Below are 17331 nucleotides of genomic sequence, written 5' to 3' on the forward strand. Positions count from 1 at the left end.
TTATTCCGTCCGCATCCAGCCTAAGCTGGATCGGCGTCTAACCCTTCCTCTGGGATCGTTCTATGGGTAGACTTTCCTTTCGGGGGAGAATCCGGATATCCACAGGATATGGCTACGCATCATTTCCTAAACAATAAAAAAAACCAAGCCCTCCGAGGATAGACTTGGTATTACCTAATTATGCGACGATCCGTTCAATGAGACCCTTCCATATTGCGGAACTGGTTGAAAAACATCCGATAATACGTTCCCTGTCTGTCGATGAGCCGGTCATGGCTGCCCTGTTCGACGATCTCGCCGTGATCGATGACCATAATCTCGTCGGCATCGCGGATCGTATTGAGCCTGTGAGCGATGATAAAGCTTGTTCGGCCTTTCATAATGTTGAGCAGAGCGTCCTGAATATGAAGCTCGGTGCGCGTGTCGATACTGCTTGTCGCCTCGTCCAGAATAAGGATGGACGGCTTCGCCAAGATGACCCTGGCGATAGCGAGCAGCTGCCGCTGCCCCTGGCTTAAGTTGCCCCCGTTCTCGGACAACACCGTCTCGTACTGCTTCGGCAGCCGCTTGATGAACGCGTCCGCATTGGCCATTCTGGCCGCCGCCTCCACTTCCTCGTCCGAAGCGTCCGATTTGCCGTACTTGATGTTTTCCTTGATCGTACCGGAAAACAGATACGTATCCTGCAGCACGATGCCGAAGCAGCGGCGCAGGCTGTCGCGCGTATAATCCCGAATGTCCCGGCCGTCGATGAATATCGTCCCTTCCGTTACATCGTAGAAACGGGTCACCAGATTGACGATCGTCGTTTTGCCGGCTCCGGTTGGGCCGACGAGCGCGGTGCTGCTGCCTTTCTCCGAGTGGAAATCGACATGCTTGAGGATCGGAACGTCCGGTCTGTAGCCGAAGCTGACATCGCGAAAGACGACGTCGCCTTTCGGATTACGCAGCTCGATCGCGCCCGGCTTGTCATCCGGCTCCTCCTTCTCATCAAGCACCTCGAACACTCTCTCAGCCCCGGCGACGCCGGATTGCAAAATGTTGTACGTATTGGCCATCTCGTTCAGAGGCCGGACAAACTGTCTTGAATAGCTGAGAAAGCTGGCTATGACGCCGACGGTAATATGGCCTTGGACCGCCAGTACGCCGCCTACGATCGCCACCGCCGCAAAGCCGATATTGTTGATCACCGCAAGCAGCGGCATCAAAAAGCCGGAAAAGATTTGCGCTTTCAGGCCGACTTCGTACAGTTTGCCGTTCACTTCATCGAATTCATGAATCGCCTTCTCTTCGTGGTTGAACGCCTTTACGATATGAATGCCGGAAATCGTCTCCTCGATATGCCCGTTCAGCTTACCGAGCTGAGCCTGTTGTTCTTTGAACAGGACGCTTGTTTTGCGGGTAATCGTCCGCCCCAGCAAATAAACGAGCGGAACCGTAATCAAGGTCGCCAAGGTGAGCAATGGACTCAAAACGATCATCATTGTCAGCGATCCGACCAAAGCGATCGTCCCGGACATAAGCTGGGTCGTCGATTGCGAAATCGTGTTGCTGACGTTGTCGATATCGTTGGACAGCCGGCTCATCACGTCGCCATGCGGCCTGGAATCGAAGAACGACAGCGGAAGCTTCTGCAGCTTGGCGAACAGCGTCGTCCTTAAGTTGCCGACAATTCTCTGCGAGATGCCGGCCATAAACCAGCTCTGCAGAAAGGTAAGCACTCCGTCCGTCAAGTAGGCCGCCGTCAGCGCCAAAATCGTCAGCTCCAGCAGTTGAAACTGAACTCCGCCGTGTTCCGCCGTCATGGCATCGACTGCGCGTCCGATGATGTAAGGTCCGGTCAAAGTCACTATCGCATCGATCAAAATGATGATAAACACCAGCGTCAGCCGCTTGCGCTGCGTGCCGACGAACTGCCATATCCGTTTCAGCGTGCCTTTAAAATTTTTCGGCTTAACTACCGGGCCTCTCCGGTTGTTCCCGAACCCTCCCGGCCTGCCCGGTCCGCCCGGAAGCAGCGGTACCTCCGGCTGAGGCTGGCTCGCCGCCCGCTGTTCATCCTGCTTCGACATCCTTGCGCACCTCCTTGCCCATCTGCGATTGGTAAATTTCCTGATAAACGAGGCAGGTTCTCATAAGTTCCTCGTGCCGGCCCATTCCGACGATTTCGCCTTGATCCAGCACGATAATTTTGTCGGAGTCCATCACCGAGCTGATTCGCTGAGCGATAATGAGGCAGGTCAAGTCCTTCGTATAGGTTTTGAGACCCTCCTTGATTCTCGCTTCCGTGGCCGTATCGACGGCGCTGGTACAATCGTCGAGTATGAGAATCTCCGGCTTCCTGACCAGCGCTCTGGCAATGGAAACCCGCTGCTTCTGCCCGCCGGAGAAATTGACGCCGCGCTGTCCCAATACGGTATCGTAACCTTCGGGGAACGATGAGACGAACGGGTGCGCTTCCGCGATTTCCGCCGCTCTCACGACTTCCTCCATCGTGGCGTCCTCCTTGCCCCAGCGAATATTTTCCGCTACGGTTCCGGTAAACAATACCGTCTTCTGCGGAACGATCGCGATTTTCTCTCTTAGCTTGGCGGGATCGATCTCGCCGACGTCGACGCCGCCGACTTTGACCGTACCTGAGGTTGCGTCGTAAAAACGGGGAATCAGCCCGACCAGACTGCTCTTACCCGAGCCTGTGGAGCCGATGATCCCGACGGTTTCTCCCTGCAGACAAGTGAACGAAATCCGTTTGAGCACCGGTTCTCCCGCGGCTCCTTCGTAAGAGAAGCTGACCTGCTCGAAATCGATCCTGCCCTTGGCGTTCGGATCAAGCCTTACCTCGTCCTTCCAGCTCATTTGATTGCGGGCGTCGAACACTTCGCCGATCCGAAGAGCGGAAGCCTTGGCCCGAACGAACATGTTGAACACCATGGAAATCGTCATCAAGGCGAATAAAATTTGCGTCATGTAGTTAATAAACGCGATGATATGTCCGACCTGAATATTTCCGCTCGATACGCCGAGCCCGCCGAACCAGAGCACGGCGATAATGCCCAAGTTCACCGTCAGCATGATCGCCGGATTGAATATCGCCATGGCGCGCATCGCTTCGATCGAGCGGGACTGGTACGACTGATTGACGCCGCCGAATTTATCGACCTCGTAATCGAACCGGTTGAACGCCTTGACGACGCGCACGCCGGACAAATACTCCCTCATGACGCTGTTGACGGTGTCGAGAGCTTTCTGCACCCGGATGAATCTCGGGAACCCGACCTTCATGTTCAGCGCGATCAGTACGCCGACGATCGGCACGACGACCGCCAGCACAATGGCCAGCTGCGGGTTCAGGCGCACCGCCATAATCAGACTGCCGATGCACAAGAGAGGCGCCTTGACGAAAATGCGCATCATTCCGTTCGTAAAATTCTGCACCTGAGTCACATCGTTGGTGAGCCGGGTAACCAGAGAAGCTCTCTCGAATTTATCAATATTTTCAAAAGAAAGCGTTTGAATTTTGCCGAACAGATCCGCTCGCAGCTCCGCGCCGAACGCCTGCGACACGCGGCTCGCAAGGATGTTGCGCCCCGATGCCGCCACGGCGCCGAGCGCCGTTATCAGCAGCATAAATCCGCCCATGTTCAGCACGTATCGCATATTCTGATTCGCTACCCCTTCATCGACGATGCGAGACATGACCGTGGGCAGCGTCAAGTCGGCCAGCGCTTCGCAGGTGAGGAACAGCACGGCGACCGTGAACATCTTCCAATACTTTTTTACGTATTTCTTGAAGAATGACAAGAGGCGTTTCTCCCCTTCCAATTTATTTAGCTTCGCTATATAAAACATACTCCTTTCTGCGTTAATTGTCATCAGGTTTGCCAAAAAATTTTGCCCGCACAGCAGAAGAAGAAAGACCGTATCGATCCAGGCGGAACAAGGAGGACGGCCCGGCTGCCGCTGGCCGCAAATACCGTTTTGTTGAAGCCATCTCCTCATTTCCGCTATATCTTCTAGCCGCTTCCCGCTATAATGGGGTTAGATATATCGTTTACATATCGTTATCAGGTCATAGGACAATTACAGCTAATCCGCTAGGATAAAAAAGGAGGACGTAACTCGTGAATATCGTAGTATTGGACGGCTATACGCTCAATCCGGGCGATCTTTCCTGGGACGGCTTGTCCGCATTAGGCGCGGTCACCGTGTACGACCGCACGCCCGCCGACCGGATCGTCGAACGGGCGCTGGACGCCGATATCGTGCTGACGAACAAGACGCCGCTCGCCGCCGACGTGCTGGACAAGCTGCCCCGCCTCCGCTACATCGGCGTGCTGGCTACAGGCTACAACATCGTGGAAACGGAGGCGGCCAAACGGCGCGGCGTGCCCGTAACGAACATTCCGACCTACGGAACCCATTCCGTAGCCCAGTTCGTCTTCGCCATGCTGCTGGAGCTATGCAACCGTGTGGGCCGCCACGACGAAGCGGTAAAGGCCGGCGAATGGACGAGCAGCGCCGATTTCTGCTTCACCAAAGCGCCGCTCATCGAGTTGTCCGGCAAGACGATCGGCTTGATCGGACTCGGCAAAATCGGCTCGCAGACCGCGCGCATCGCCCGCGCGATGGACATGCGCGTCCTGGCCGTCGGAAGCGGCAGGAGCACGCCGCGTCCCGCAGACGGCGTGGAGTGGGTTGATCTGGAGACGCTGCTGAAGGAATCGGATGTCGTCAGCCTGCACTGCCCGTTAACGCCGGATACCGCTAACTTGATCAACCGGCAGCGCATCGCCCTGATGAAGCCGACTGCGCTGCTGATCAACACATCGCGCGGCGCGTTGATCGCCGAACAGGATCTGGCCGATGCGCTGAACGAACGAGCTATCGCGGGAGCGGCGCTCGACGTGCTGTCGGTCGAGCCCCCCGAGGCGAGCAATCCCCTCTTGTCCGCCCGCAACTGCATCGTAACGCCGCACATCGCCTGGGCGACCCGGGAGGCGCGCGCCCGGCTGATGGACACAGCGGTCGCCAACGTGCAGTCGTTTTTGCAGGGGCAGACGGTCAACGCGGTCAACGGCTAACCGGCGGCGCTAGAGCAAAAGGACAGGCAACCCGATAGCGGTCGTCTGTCCTTTTGTTGATTTCCCCCGGCGCCGTTTGCGGCGCACGCTTCGGCGCTGCGCGGAAGCTCGGCCGGCCCCTGTGCGGCCCATGCGTATACTGCCCCGACCGTTCGGCTTGGTTAGGTCGGGCTTCGACCCGGCTGCGCTCGGACGGGGGCAGCCCGGCCGGATTCGGCAGAATTGAGCCTGCTTGGCCCCTTTGGCTGCCTCGACCATCACGGCTGTCGCTCTCATGCCGCGCCGGCCTTCAGCATCCGTCCTCAGGACGCAGCCGCAATTCGAACTCCTCGTCGCGATCGCATGTCAGCTTGCCGTTCTCCACCCGCAGCCGCGCCGCCTGAATCGAGGAACGGCGCGTTTCGTAGGACGACGTATCGTCTCCGCCCCTTCTTCCCGGATGCGTAAAATAAAACACATAAGCTTCGTCTCCTTGAACGACGACGTCCGCATGCAGACCGATCGTCCCGTCGTCCTGCCGCGAGCCCGGCGTATCCAGAATGAGGCCGCTGCGCTCCCAATGCTCCAGATCGTCGGAACGAAAGACGCCCTGGCCTCTCCACTCGTCGACGATCATCCAGTAGCTGCCTTGAAATCGGAACACGTTAGGACCCTCGTGGCCGCGTTCGGTAATGACCGGCCCGACCGCCTGCCAATGGTACAGGTCTTCGCTGTCGGCGGCATACGTATGGGAGTGATGAGCCTCGTCCTTGTACCACATCCGGAACCGGCCGTCCGGCAGCCGGTGCACGCACGCATCGATCACCCGGTCGGAGCTGAGCGCCAATCTGGAACGAAACGTCCAGTTCAGCAAATCTTCGCTCGTATAATGCAGAATATGTCGGTCGAAGCCCGGCCAGTCGTGCGGAACGCCGCGGATATAACTGACGTACATATGGTACAAGCCGTCATGCCAGATGATTTCCGGCGCCCAGAACGTATTGCGGCCCCATTCGATATCGAGTCCGGTCAATACGCCGCGGTAAACCCACGTCTTTCCTCCGTCGGAGGAAGAGGCTACGCCGAGATCGGTGCCGTGCACCCAGGCGAATTTGACTCCTTCCGCCGTCGCCCGGCGGTTCGTATAGACCATCCACCATTCCTTGGCCTGCCGGTTCCATATAACGACCGGATCGGCCGCTCCATCGTAGATCGGATCGCGAAATAACGGAGCTTTCAATCGGATCTGCCTCCTTCTTCAAGCGCCAAATTCCCTAATAAAGCAGCCGCTTCCTCGGCCATGCCAAGCAATTGAAGGGCCGCTTCAATCTGATTCAACAACGATTCGGATTCGTCCCTGTCTCCCTGCAAGGCTTTATCCATAAGCTTGGGGATGAGCATACCGCAGCGAATGCCGGCCGCCGTCAAAAAACCGAATCGGACTTGTCTTAATCCGCCGTTCCATCCTGCATCTTCAAGCCCCTCATAGTACCGTTGCAAAAATTTCTCCGCCAGCTCCGCCATATCGAAGGAGGCGCCCAATCCCGAGTGAAGGCACAGTCCGTAGTATCGCCCCAACTCCTCGCCTACGCCGGCGATTCCGGCAAACGCCCAATCGATAGCCGCTACGGTCCCGTCTTCCTGCAGATACAGATTCGGCCGCCATGCATCATTATGAGTAAATACCTTGGGTAATCGGGACAGCCCGTCCAGCAACCGCGAACGCATCCGGCAAAACTCGGAATACCGTCTGAACGTATCGGAAGGGAATAATTCCTTGACGGAAGGATGAGCCCATACCTCTTGCTTCCGAGCTATCCCGTTGTCGTATTTATCGCATTCTTCGACCCAGGAAGATAACCAATTGCTGCATAACCAAGGTGCGGACGGCAGCGCTTCGACGCTTCCATAAGCGCCGTTAAACCTACCAAGACATCGCGCAACGTCCTCGTACTGTTTCCCCGACCATTGTCCCTTGTAATAATCGGATACTTCCTCCATCCATATCCAAACCGTCTTATCTTCCTTCTCCTCTACTCCGTAACAACGCGGCGCCCGGATCACGGAAGGCAGCTTCTCAAGCAGCCCGGACTGATAAGCCAAAATCTCCCGCTTCCAATAGTTGTAATGCGCCGGTCCCTGGGAACCGGCGGCAGGAACTACGATCTTCACTATCATGGACCATCGGATCGGCCGATCCTGCGCCAAGGCCGTCCCTTCTACCCGATATAAACCTCCCGTTACTATATTGGAAGCTTGCCAGCCATGACGGGAGCATGACCATTCCCCCAGCGTAATTGAGTCATGGCCGATTAGCTTTCGGACATAGCGGTAAAGACGTTCTTGTGAAATGTTAAGCGTAGCCGTCATCGATCGGACCTCCCAGAAAATTATCTATAAAAGGAGAGCGTTTTTTACGAGCAGCGGCCGATCGATACAGCGCGCCGCTACCGCTCATTTCCCTACGAGCTGCCGGTAATACGAATCGATCTCCACCGGAGCGCCGTTATTCAGCCGGGATTGTTCGGCGGCGAACGCCAGCAGATGGCTTCTCACCGAAGCTGCTGCCGAGGTCAAGCTTTCCTTGCCGTCATACTGGCGGACCTCCCGCAGAAAGCTCCGGACGATGCCGCTGTCGCCGCCTCCGTGTCCGCTTGATTGTTCGGGAATGTCAATCGTATGCTCCTCATGGGTCAAGAAGTCCATCCAGACGAGCCGCCCGTCCTCTCCCCTCAGCTCGCCGCGGGTGCCCATAATCTGAATGCGGCGCTCCTGGTGCCGCGTAAATCCGCACATGCTGAACATCGCGGTCGCGCCGCCGGCAAATTCCAGGTTGACGACCTGATGATCCACTACGTTGTTATCGCTTTGGTACACGCATCGTCCGTAATCCGTTTCCTTCAACCCTTGGACGATCTTCTCCCGGGTAAGCTCTTGGGTAAAATGCTTCGCCCAGTCCTTGCCTTCTCCCAAATAAAACCGCGGGGCATAGTAAGGACAGGACGTTTCCGCAGGGCAGCCGTCGATACAATGGGACGGAGCGCCTGCGGGGGCGTTGCCGGAATGAAAGTGCATCAGCGAGCCGAACGAGCTGACCCGAACGCACGGCTCATCCATCAGCCACGAGAGCACATCCATGTCATGACAGGATTTGGCGAGAATCATCGGGCTCGAATCGTCCGAATTGCGCCAGTTGCCTCTGACGAAGCTATGCGCCATATGCCAATAGCCGACATTCTCGTTCAGCTGGACCGAAGCGATCTTGCCGATCCTCCCTTCCGTCAGAATGCGTTTAATTGCGGACCAGAACGGCGTGTAACGAAGGACATGGCAGATGGTAAGCAGCCGGTCGTTCTTCCGCGCGGCTTCCTCCATCCGGATACATTCGGCGGGATCGGGCGACATCGGCTTCTCCAGCAGCACATGATACTTCTTCTCCAGCGCCTGCAGCGTAGGCTCGTAATGCATTCTGTCCTGGGTGCAGATGACGGCTATATCGGCGATTCGCGGCTCTTGCAGCAGCTTTGTCCACGAATCGTAACAGTTGGCGGCTTCAATCCGGTGCTGCTTCGCAAAATTCTGCCTTCTCTCCTCGTCTTTCTCGGCAACGGCGACAAATTTCAGTTCATGAGGGTAATCCAGCGCATACGGAGCATAGCTTCTTGCTCCTCTGGCCCCTGCTCCTATTAAAATAGCGGTCAATGGTTTCATCATGTTCCCCTTCCTCCGATAGATTTGAAATGACAGCGTGCTATAATGAAAGTATAAAGCATCGGATGCGCAGCAGTGCAAGCAACCCTGCCCTATTTTTATAATATTCCTGCTCTTTCTATTGGGAGATGAACATATGCTGGAGGACCCTCACTATTTTTATAGAACAATTACGCATTCTCCGAGCGAGACGGCCAAAAAATGCATGTTTTTCGTACAGGATGTCGGCTGGTTTCTCTGCTCCCCGACGTACGCCGTAGACCGCAGCTTTTTTTATGCCTATCAGATCAAATTCGTCGTCAAAGGCTCCGGCTATCTTTACTGGCAGGGACGCAAGCATAAGCTGAAAGCGAACGACCTCTTCTGTCTGGATTTGAACCGCGAACACAGCTACGAATCCGATCCGCTCGATCCGTGGGAACTTCTCTGGGTCCGCTTCGGCGGACAGCAGGCTGCCGATTATTTCGCCATGCTCGGCTGCGCGGAGCAGCCCGTATGTCAGGTGAGAAACCCGGAATTCGTGCACTCGCTGTTTCGCGAGCTGTTCGAGATGTTCCAAAGCCGCCCGGTCGGCTTGGAGGTCGCCGCTTCCGCGCTGATTGCCCGCATCCTCTCCGAGCTGGTCATTGCCAAGATGGAACGCGACGCTCTGCTCTCGCCCTATGCGTCTTCCTCCTATCCGAAGGAAGTCCGGCAGGCGATCGACTATATCGAACGCCATTACCAGCTGCCTGTCCGTGTGGAGGAAGTCGCCGATCACGTGCATCTTAGCCAATACTATTTCGCCCGGATATTTAAGCGCTCGACCGGCTACTCAATATTGGAATATATTAACAAATACAGATTGACCCGCTCCAAACAGCTGCTCGCCTCCTCCAAGCTGCCGACCGGGGAAGTTGCCCGGCTGGCCGGATTTTGCAGCCAAAGCTATTTTACCAAAATGTTCAAAGCCCACGAAGGCATGACGCCCAAAGATTACCGCAATTACGTGCAGTAACGCGGCCGCTGATTACGGCGGCTTCCGCCGCCGGGAGCCGCGCTGGCCATGCCGGGCGTAACACAGGCCCTCGCAAGCTATGCGAATGACTCTCTTCCCAAGATCATACAATAGCCATTGAGATTCGCACTTCACAGATGTATAGTAAAGATAAGCATTCGTGAATGCGCTATCATTTTCAAATTGGAGGAATGGTTATGACTTCTTTGAGCACCGCCCTCATCCAGACGCAGAAGCTTCTCCTCACGCCGCGCTTAAGACAATCTATCGAAATGCTGCATATGTCGTCTCTGGAGCTAATGGAATTTATCCAGGAACAATCGAGAGAAAATCCTTTGCTGGACTATAAATACGATAGCGTGCCCCCCTCTCCCGGGGGCAAAAAACGAACGTCCGACCCTAATCACGAATGGTGGCTCCATATCCGAAGCGGCGGCCAGCCTTCGCTGGAAGCGGTGCTGACCGAGCAATTGCAGGAGGCAGGCGTCCGGCCGGAGCTGCACAAAATAGCCTTGTTCATTATCCGTTCGCTCGACGAGAAAGGATACTTGCCGTTAACGCCGCAATGGATCTCCCAGCATCTGCGCCAGCCTGTTCCGCTTGTCCTGAAAGCCGTTGACCTCGTGCAAAATATGGAGCCCGCAGGCGTAGCCGCATCCAGCCTCGAAGAATGCCTAATGCTCCAGTTGGATCAGCTCGGCGACAACGATGCTTTGGTAAGGAGCCTTATTCGGGGTCATTTGAAAGATATCGCCAAGCGAAGGTTCGGACCGCTGGCCAAACAATACGGCGTCGAGCCGGCCGACATCCAGCGGGCCGCAAGCAGGATCAGCCGCTTGAATCCGAAGCCGGGCGCCGCCTACAGCGGGGAGAGAACGCAGTTTATCGTCCCCGATATCGTCCTGACCCGAACCGACGAAGGGTTCGAAATCGGGCTGCACGACGCTTCGCTTCCCAACATCGTCTTCAATGCGGAATATGTCGAGCTGATGAAGTCCAATCCCCCTAAAGAAGTAAGCGCTTATTTGACGGAACAGCGGAAGCGGGTCCAAGCCATTATCGACAGCATTGAACATAGAAAAGCCACCATGTACAAAGTGGCGACCGTTATTTTTGAACATCAGCACGCCTTCTGTCTGCATGGCCCGTCCGCGATTAAACCGATGGCTATGCGTCATGTCGCCGAGCTGCTCGGCATCCACGAATCGACCGTCAGCCGGGCCGTCAACCAGAAGTTTGCGATGACGCCCTGGGGCCTCTACGAGCTGAAGCAATTTTTCACCTCGTCGGTGAAGCAAGCAGACGGCGCCGCCGTCTCCTCCGCCCAGATCAAAGAGCAGCTTCGCGAGCTGATCGACGGCGAAGACAAAACCGAACCGTGGTCGGATCAAAAGCTCGCTGAACGCCTGACGCAATCGGGGCTGCAGGTTTCCCGGCGCACGGTCGCCAAATACCGCGACCAGTTGAACATTCCGGCCGCTCTGGAGCGCAAACAATATCAGTAGCAATCCCGCCGCCCTCCCGGGCTTCTCGAAGCTTCCGGGAGGGCGGCGCTTTTATTGAGCCCCTTCTAGCAATCTAATTGCGAGATTATTCCGTTCCAATTCCCATATTTTACATATCGATAACCACTGAGTATGATGAGGGGGAACGACGCTTCACATACTCGAATCGATGGACAGGGAGAGGATAGATCATGTCTCATTTTGACCAAATCGCCGAGCAATATGAACATCTCATCAAGAAGGACGGAAACGTACGGTTCGACTATATTATGGACCAATTGGAGGAAGCGGGCGGCGTTCAAGGCCGGCGCGTTTGCGATGTCGGCTGCGGGCCCGGAGAGCTCAGCGCTATGCTTGCGGACAAAGGCGCTCATGTTGCCGCAGCGGACAGCAGTGCGAAGATGCTGGAGCTGGCCCGCCGCAAATCGGGCAAGGTGACTTGGCTTGAGGACGATGCCATGCGGCTCGGCAGCATTCCGGACGGCACAATGGACTTTGTCGTCTCCAGCCTGATGCTGATGGATGTGCCCGATTTCATGGCGGTATTCCGTCAGTCGCATCGTATTCTGGCCCCGGGCGGAATGATGATTTGGACGATCATGCATCCTTGCTTCCAATCTCCGTTCAGCCATCCGCTCGATGAGGGCGGCAGGAAAGTATCCCATTACGACGCGCAATACTGGAAATCTCACGGAAGAGGCACGATTCGTTCGATCGTCGGCTCCTATCATCGGTCCGTATCCGATTATATCAACGGCTTTCAGGAAGCCGGCTTCGAGCTTGTAAGGACCGACGAACCGCTCCCTGACATTCCTCCTCCCCGTGTGCCTCACTGGTTCTGCGCAGTCGGGAAAAGCAAGCCGGCGAGAAACAGTAACTAGGGAACACCGAAAAAACCGCTCTCCGCTTAGGTTAACTTATAACCCAGGTTTGGAGAGCGGCGCGCATTACGCGGCGAATTAAACGCCGGAATAAGACATGAACCCGCCGTCTACAGGCACGGTAATTCCCGTAACGAAGCCGGACATTTGCTCGTCGACGAGCCATAGCATCGTGCCGAGCAAGTCCTCCGGCTTGCCGAACCGGCGCATCGGCGTGTGCGTGATGATCTTGTGAGAGCGTTCCGTCAGCGATCCGTCCTCGCGCGTCAGCAGCCGTCTGTTTTGCTCCGTCAGAAAAAAGCCCGGGGCGATCGCATTGACCCGAATCCCCGCATCGGCCATATGTACGGCCATCCATTTGGTGAAGTTCTCGATGGCCGCCTTGGCCGCGCTGTACGCCGGCACTTTCGTCATCGGGCTCGGCGCGCTCATCGAGGACATGTTAATAATGACGGCTCCCGGCTTATGGATCATGCTGCGGGAAAAAATTTGCGTCGGAATCAGCGTGCCGAGAAAGTTCAGGTTAAATACATAGCTCATCCCTTCCCCGGTCAAATCGAAGAACGACGTCACCTCCGGGTTATGAACGTCTTCCGGCTTGAACGTTTCGCTCGTCGTCATTCCTTGCGGATGATTGCCCCCCGCTCCATTAATCAGAATATCGCAAGCGCCGAATGTCTCGGATACGATCTGCTCGGCCTTTTTCACACTCTCCGCGTTCAAGACGTCGCAGGCGACTGCAATCGCCTGCCCTCCCGCGGCCCTGATCGCTTCCGCCACGCTCTCTCCCTTCTCCGCGGTGCGATTCAGAATCGCCACCTTGACTCCTTGACGGCCCAGCTCTTTGGCCATGGCCGAGCAGAGCACGCCGCTGCCGCCGGTGACGACGGCGACTTTACCCTTTAAACCATCATGAATCGTCAGCATAAAGCTTTCCCCCTCTTCGTTCTTTCCAGCGAATCCCATATTCCCCACAAATACATAATGCCTAAAGCGCGGTCGTACAATCCGTAACCCGGCCGGCATTGCTCGTTCCACAGATGTCTGCCGTGATCCGGCCGGGCATAGCCGGTAAATCCGCTCTCATGATACGCTTTCACAATGTCGCAAATATCGACCGAGCCGTCCTGGGCGCGATGGGAGGTTTCGATAAAATCGCCGTTGTCGTATACGCGGATATTGCGGATATGGGCGAACGGAATCCGGTCCGCAAATTCCCGCACCATCGCCGCCACGTCATTGTTCGGATTGGCGCTCAGCGAGCCGCTGCACAGCGTGACCCCGTTGTAAGGGCTGTCAACAAGCCGAAGCAGCCGGCGAATATTATCCCGGTTTGTCATGATGCGCGGCAGCCCGAAGACCGGCCACGGCGGATCGTCCGGATGAATCGCCATCCGAATATCGTTCTCTTCCGCAACCGGGATGATATGCTCCAGGAAATAAGCCAAATGGTTCCATAAATCTTCTTCCGTGACGTTCTTATACGCCTCGAAGACCCGGGACATATGTCTCAGCCTCTCCGGTTCCCAGCCGGGCATCGTGAAATCGGGATTTTCGTTAATCTTGCGGACGAGCTCGGCGGGGTCCATGGCGTCTACCAGCGTTTTCTCGTAAAACATCGCCGTGGACCCGTCCTCCAGCTCCTTGTGCAAATCCGTCCGCACCCAATCGAATACGGGCATGAAGTTGTAGCAGATCGTTTTGACCCCGACTTGGCCCAGCTTCCGTATCGTGCGCTTGTAATTGTCAATATACCGGTCGCGCGACGGCAGCCCCAGCTTAATATCTTCATGGATATTAACGCTCTCAACCACCTCGATATGGAAGCCGTACCGCTCCGCCTGCCGCTTCACCTCGATGATCCGGTCCAGCGGCCATTCTTCCCCTGCGGGAATGTCGTGCAGCGCCCACACGATCCCCTCCACCCCGGGAATTTGTCTGATCTGGCTCAGGGTCACGGTATCGTTGCCTTCCCCATACCAGCGAAATACCATTCTCATTCCGGCTTCTTCCCCCATTCACCCTAATCGATAAAATATTGCGGATACGCTTCCCGAAGCGCGGGAAGCTCTACGTCCAGCTTGCCTACATGCAGTTCAAGACGCCGAGCGGTCAAATCTTCATTGCCTTGCTCGATCGCTTCAAGCAATCCGTTATGCTCTTCAATCACGCGATCCATATGATGAAACTGCTTAAGCGCCAAAAAGCGCAGCCGGTTCAAATGCCCGCGCATATGATACACGACCTGAAGCAGCGTCGCGTTGCCGGTCACTTCCATAATAGAGCGGTGAAACTCCTCGTCCAGCTGCAGAAACAGTCCGATATCGCCTTCTTCTGCGGCGGCGCGCTGCCCCTCCAGCAGCTCCCCGATCCGTCCCCGGACTTCCCGGCGGTCCTGCCGGTTCCACATTTTCGCCGCGACGCGAAACGCGCCGATTTCCAAATGCTCGCGAATGAAGCGGGTTTCCGCCGCCTTGCGCTGGGAGATGTAGGCGATCCTCGTGCCTCTCTGCGGCAGCACGTCCAGCAGTTGCTCGCTGACAAGCAGGCGGATCGCTTCGCGGATCGGCGTACGGCTGACGCGAAGCGTGTCGGCCAGTTCATTTTCGTAAATCATACTCCCCGGCTCCAGCCGCAGCGATACGATGCCTTCGCGGATCGATTCATACACCTGGTCTCCGAGAGATTTGCGCTGCAGCTGCGGCGGCAAAGGTGATAAGCTCATTGAAGCGCCTCCTGTCCGTAATGACTTCATATTACTTGCATTCTTGTATACAAGTCAACTTTTTTTTGAAACCGCGTCCTCGTTCGAACCCTCCTCTCCCCCGGATCTCTCAGGAATCGGCGCAGACCGTCCGGCTTTCAGATCATGGCTCAGAATAAACGAAGCTTGCTCTTTTTTGCCCAGCGCCGATTCGAGAATCTCGAATATCGTTTTGCCGGGATACAACCGCGAAATGGCAATATACAGAACGACCATGATCATATTGATCAGCATACCGCATAACGAAGCCATCCAGGCGTCTTCCCGGGCCGAATGGGCCAACCCCGCCGGCGTTACCAGAATGGAAGTGCCTATGGTCGGGCCGAACGTCAATATGTAAAACTGCCATGCCGAAATCCCTTTTTGTATCATTCTCTCCACAAGTTAGGGTACTTCCGATGCAGCGCCTCGCCGAAACGAATAAAGGGAGCACCGTATGTGCTCCCTTCTCTATTTACAACCGGGTGATTTCGTATTCCTCGATTTTCCGGTACAGCGTCGTCCGGCCGATTTGCAGCAGCTCCGCGGCCTTGCTGACATTCCAGCCTGTGACCTGAAGCGCCCGCTTGATCGCGCCCACCTCGGCGGCCTTCAGCGTCGGAACCTGCGCGCCGAGCTGATCTCCGGATAATCGGCCGTCTCCGGCGTCCGCCTCCTCCAATAGAAGATGCTCCGGCGCGATCGGCCCTCCCTCGGCGAGAAACGCCGCCTGAATCAGCGCGCTGCTTAGCTCGCGGACATTCCCCGGCCAGCTGTACAGAAGCAGCTTGCGTCCTGCGCTCTCCGTCAGGCGGCAGCACGGATAGCCGTGCTTGTGCAGCAGATGCGCGGCCAGCATCACGATGTCCGTCCTCTCGCGCAGTGCCGGGAGCGTCAGCTGAATCCCCTTCAGACGATAATACAGGTCGGCTCTGAAGCGGCCTTCCTTCACTTCCTGCGTCAAATTTTTGTGCGTGGCGGCGATAATCCGCGTGTCGATACGTCTAGATTTCGTGCTGCCGACGGGCGTCACGATCCGCTCCTGCAGCACGCGGAGCAGCGCGGCTTGCGCACGCAGCGACATGTCGCCGATCTCGTCGAGAAAGATCGTTCCTTTATTGGCCGCCTCGAATTTGCCGATGCTGCCCTCGCGGTTTGCGCCGGTGAAGGCACCCCGCTCATAACCGAACAGCTCGCTTTCGACGAGCGTGTCCGGAATGGCGCCGCAATTCACCGCAATGAAGGGCCCTTCCGAGCGCAAGCTGGCCGTATGGATCGATTGCGCGAACAGCTCCTTTCCCGTGCCGCTCTCTCCGAGCAGCAGAACGGGAAAGTCCGTCAACGCCGCTTTGCCGGCCAGTTCCTTCTTCTGCAGCAAGCTCGGGCAGTCTCCCGCAATGTCGTCGAACGTGTAGAGCCGGCCGACGTTCACCGTCTTCTTCTGCACGGCTACGGAACGCTTGATCGTATGGCGGCCGTCATGGAGCGCTTCGACGGCAAAGCCTTCGATGCCGGTAAATTCCTTGCCGACGACGTCCTGTCCCAAAGCGCGCAGAGCCGCCTGATTCGCCCGGATGATCCGGTTGTCGGCGTCAAGCGATAAAAGCGGCAGCGGATGGCTTCTCGCCGAATATTCCAATTCCTTCAAAGTGATCAATTGCTCCTGCTTCACTTCCTCGATAAGCAGCCGGTTTTGCAGCGCATCGGCGATCATCGTGGCGAGCGTCAGCGTATACGGGTTATAGCTTTCCTGCCTACCGCTAAAATTGATGACGCCGAGCAGCTCCCCGCTCGGGCTAAAGATCGGCGAAGACGCGCAGGTCAGAAAGCTGTGCTGCCTGCTGTAATGCTCTGCGGCATGGACGCGGACCGGCACCCGTTCCAGCAAGGCCGCACCAATGGCGTTAGTCCCCTTCCGCCTCTCCTCCCAGTTGGCTCCGACCTGCAGTTGAACCTGCTCCGCCTGTTTGGAGAAGAGCGGCTCGCCCACGGAGTAAATAATATTTCCTCCCGCATCGATGAGCAGCGCAGCCTGCCCGGACTGGTGGATAAAACGCTCCATGCTGCCTAGCAATTGCGAAGCGTGACGGATAAGCAGTTGATGTTCTCCAATAATTTCTCGAATACGCTGCTCCGTCATCAGCTGGTCGTCAAAATGATCGTGAGGCTTCAACCCGTACTGCTGGCAGCGCTTCCACGAATTGGCCACAATTTCCGTCTGTTCGTTCAAACCCAAAGATGTCAAAAGGAACACCTCCAAAAAGCGGTTTGTCGCAGGAATCTATCCACTATAAGGTAACATATTTGGACGCTGCTGTGTAATTTGCCGCCAAGAATGTTCCGAAATGGCACACTGCTCCGAAACTGTATGTTTCAATTCGGCGCATTCGAAAGGAAGCGTTTGCAGCGCGTTCCTTCCCGGAGCGCTCTTCAG

Annotated in this window: 14 protein-coding genes; 4 read left to right on the forward strand and 10 right to left on the reverse strand. The window is 56.4% G+C overall.

The annotated features are described in order from the left end of the window. Positions 1-194 precede the first annotated feature (194 nt). Together SK3146_RS07055 and SK3146_RS07060 are read right to left on the reverse strand one after the other, a co-directional pair. A complete protein-coding gene (locus SK3146_RS07055) occupies positions 195-2072 on the reverse strand; it encodes an ABC transporter ATP-binding protein (protein ID WP_249864411.1) in 1878 nt (625 codons plus the stop codon). Then, the gene (locus tag SK3146_RS07060) at positions 2056-3801 is read right to left on the reverse strand and encodes an ABC transporter ATP-binding protein (RefSeq protein WP_249866209.1); all 1746 of its coding nucleotides are present in this window, start codon (positions 3799-3801) and stop codon (positions 2056-2058) included. The genes SK3146_RS07055 and SK3146_RS07060 overlap by 17 nt, the downstream gene beginning before the upstream one ends. A 320-nt stretch (positions 3802-4121) precedes the next feature. Between SK3146_RS07060 and SK3146_RS07065 the strand changes: the two genes are divergently transcribed. After that, positions 4122-5081 (forward strand): D-2-hydroxyacid dehydrogenase, encoded by a 960-nt coding sequence (locus tag SK3146_RS07065; protein ID WP_249864412.1) that lies wholly within the window; start codon positions 4122-4124, stop codon positions 5079-5081. Positions 5082-5370: 289 nt separating this feature from the next. Here SK3146_RS07065 and SK3146_RS07070 read toward each other — a convergent pair whose 3' ends face one another. The 3 genes from SK3146_RS07070 to SK3146_RS07080 form a co-directional block, all read right to left on the reverse strand. Then, positions 5371-6300, reverse strand: coding sequence for a glycoside hydrolase family protein (locus SK3146_RS07070; RefSeq protein ID WP_249864413.1), 930 nt, complete (start codon positions 6298-6300; stop codon positions 5371-5373). Further along, positions 6297-7430 (reverse strand): phosphotransferase family protein, encoded by a 1134-nt coding sequence (locus SK3146_RS07075; protein WP_249864414.1) that lies wholly within the window; start codon positions 7428-7430, stop codon positions 6297-6299. Before SK3146_RS07075 ends, SK3146_RS07070 begins: the two co-directional genes overlap by 4 nt. Positions 7431-7514: 84 nt before the next feature. Next, complete coding sequence (locus tag SK3146_RS07080; RefSeq protein WP_249866210.1) at positions 7515-8771, reverse strand: Gfo/Idh/MocA family protein; 1257 nt, start codon at positions 8769-8771, stop codon at positions 7515-7517. 121 nt (positions 8772-8892) lie between these two features. Between SK3146_RS07080 and SK3146_RS07085 the strand changes: the two genes are divergently transcribed. The 3 genes from SK3146_RS07085 to SK3146_RS07095 all read left to right on the forward strand — a co-directional run bounded on the left by SK3146_RS07085 (position 8893) and on the right by SK3146_RS07095 (position 12154). Beyond that, complete coding sequence (locus SK3146_RS07085) at positions 8893-9768, forward strand: AraC family transcriptional regulator (protein ID WP_249864415.1); 876 nt, start codon at positions 8893-8895, stop codon at positions 9766-9768. 197 nt (positions 9769-9965) lie between these two features. Next, on the forward strand, positions 9966-11273 hold the full coding sequence (gene rpoN, locus SK3146_RS07090) for an RNA polymerase factor sigma-54 (RefSeq protein WP_249864416.1): 1308 nt from the start codon (positions 9966-9968) through the stop codon (positions 11271-11273). A gap of 191 nt (positions 11274-11464) precedes the next feature. Then, positions 11465-12154, forward strand: a complete 690-nt coding sequence (locus SK3146_RS07095; protein ID WP_249864417.1) for a class I SAM-dependent methyltransferase — start codon at positions 11465-11467, stop codon at positions 12152-12154. 78 nt (positions 12155-12232) lie between these two features. Here SK3146_RS07095 and SK3146_RS07100 read toward each other — a convergent pair whose 3' ends face one another. The 5 genes from SK3146_RS07100 to SK3146_RS07120 form a co-directional block, all read right to left on the reverse strand. Beyond that, the gene (locus SK3146_RS07100) at positions 12233-13081 is read right to left on the reverse strand and encodes an SDR family oxidoreductase (protein WP_249864418.1); all 849 of its coding nucleotides are present in this window, start codon (positions 13079-13081) and stop codon (positions 12233-12235) included. Next, positions 13075-14154, reverse strand: a complete 1080-nt coding sequence (gene uxuA, locus SK3146_RS07105) for a mannonate dehydratase (RefSeq protein WP_249864419.1) — start codon at positions 14152-14154, stop codon at positions 13075-13077. The genes SK3146_RS07100 and uxuA overlap by 7 nt, the downstream gene beginning before the upstream one ends. A 23-nt stretch (positions 14155-14177) precedes the next feature. Beyond that, positions 14178-14879: a GntR family transcriptional regulator gene (locus SK3146_RS07110; RefSeq protein ID WP_249864420.1), complete on the reverse strand. Its 702-nt coding sequence runs from the start codon at positions 14877-14879 to the stop codon at positions 14178-14180. A gap of 54 nt (positions 14880-14933) precedes the next feature. Next, positions 14934-15290 (reverse strand): GerAB/ArcD/ProY family transporter, encoded by a 357-nt coding sequence (locus tag SK3146_RS07115; protein WP_249866211.1) that lies wholly within the window; start codon positions 15288-15290, stop codon positions 14934-14936. Between the two features lie 82 nt (positions 15291-15372). Continuing rightward, entirely contained in the window at positions 15373-17142 is a 1770-nt protein-coding gene (locus tag SK3146_RS07120) for a sigma-54-dependent Fis family transcriptional regulator (protein WP_249864421.1), read from the reverse strand. Positions 17143-17331 lie beyond the last annotated feature (189 nt).

Source organism: Paenibacillus konkukensis (assembly GCF_023523925.1).
GTDB classification, from domain to species: Bacteria; Bacillota; Bacilli; order Paenibacillales; family NBRC-103111; genus Paenibacillus_S; species Paenibacillus_S doosanensis.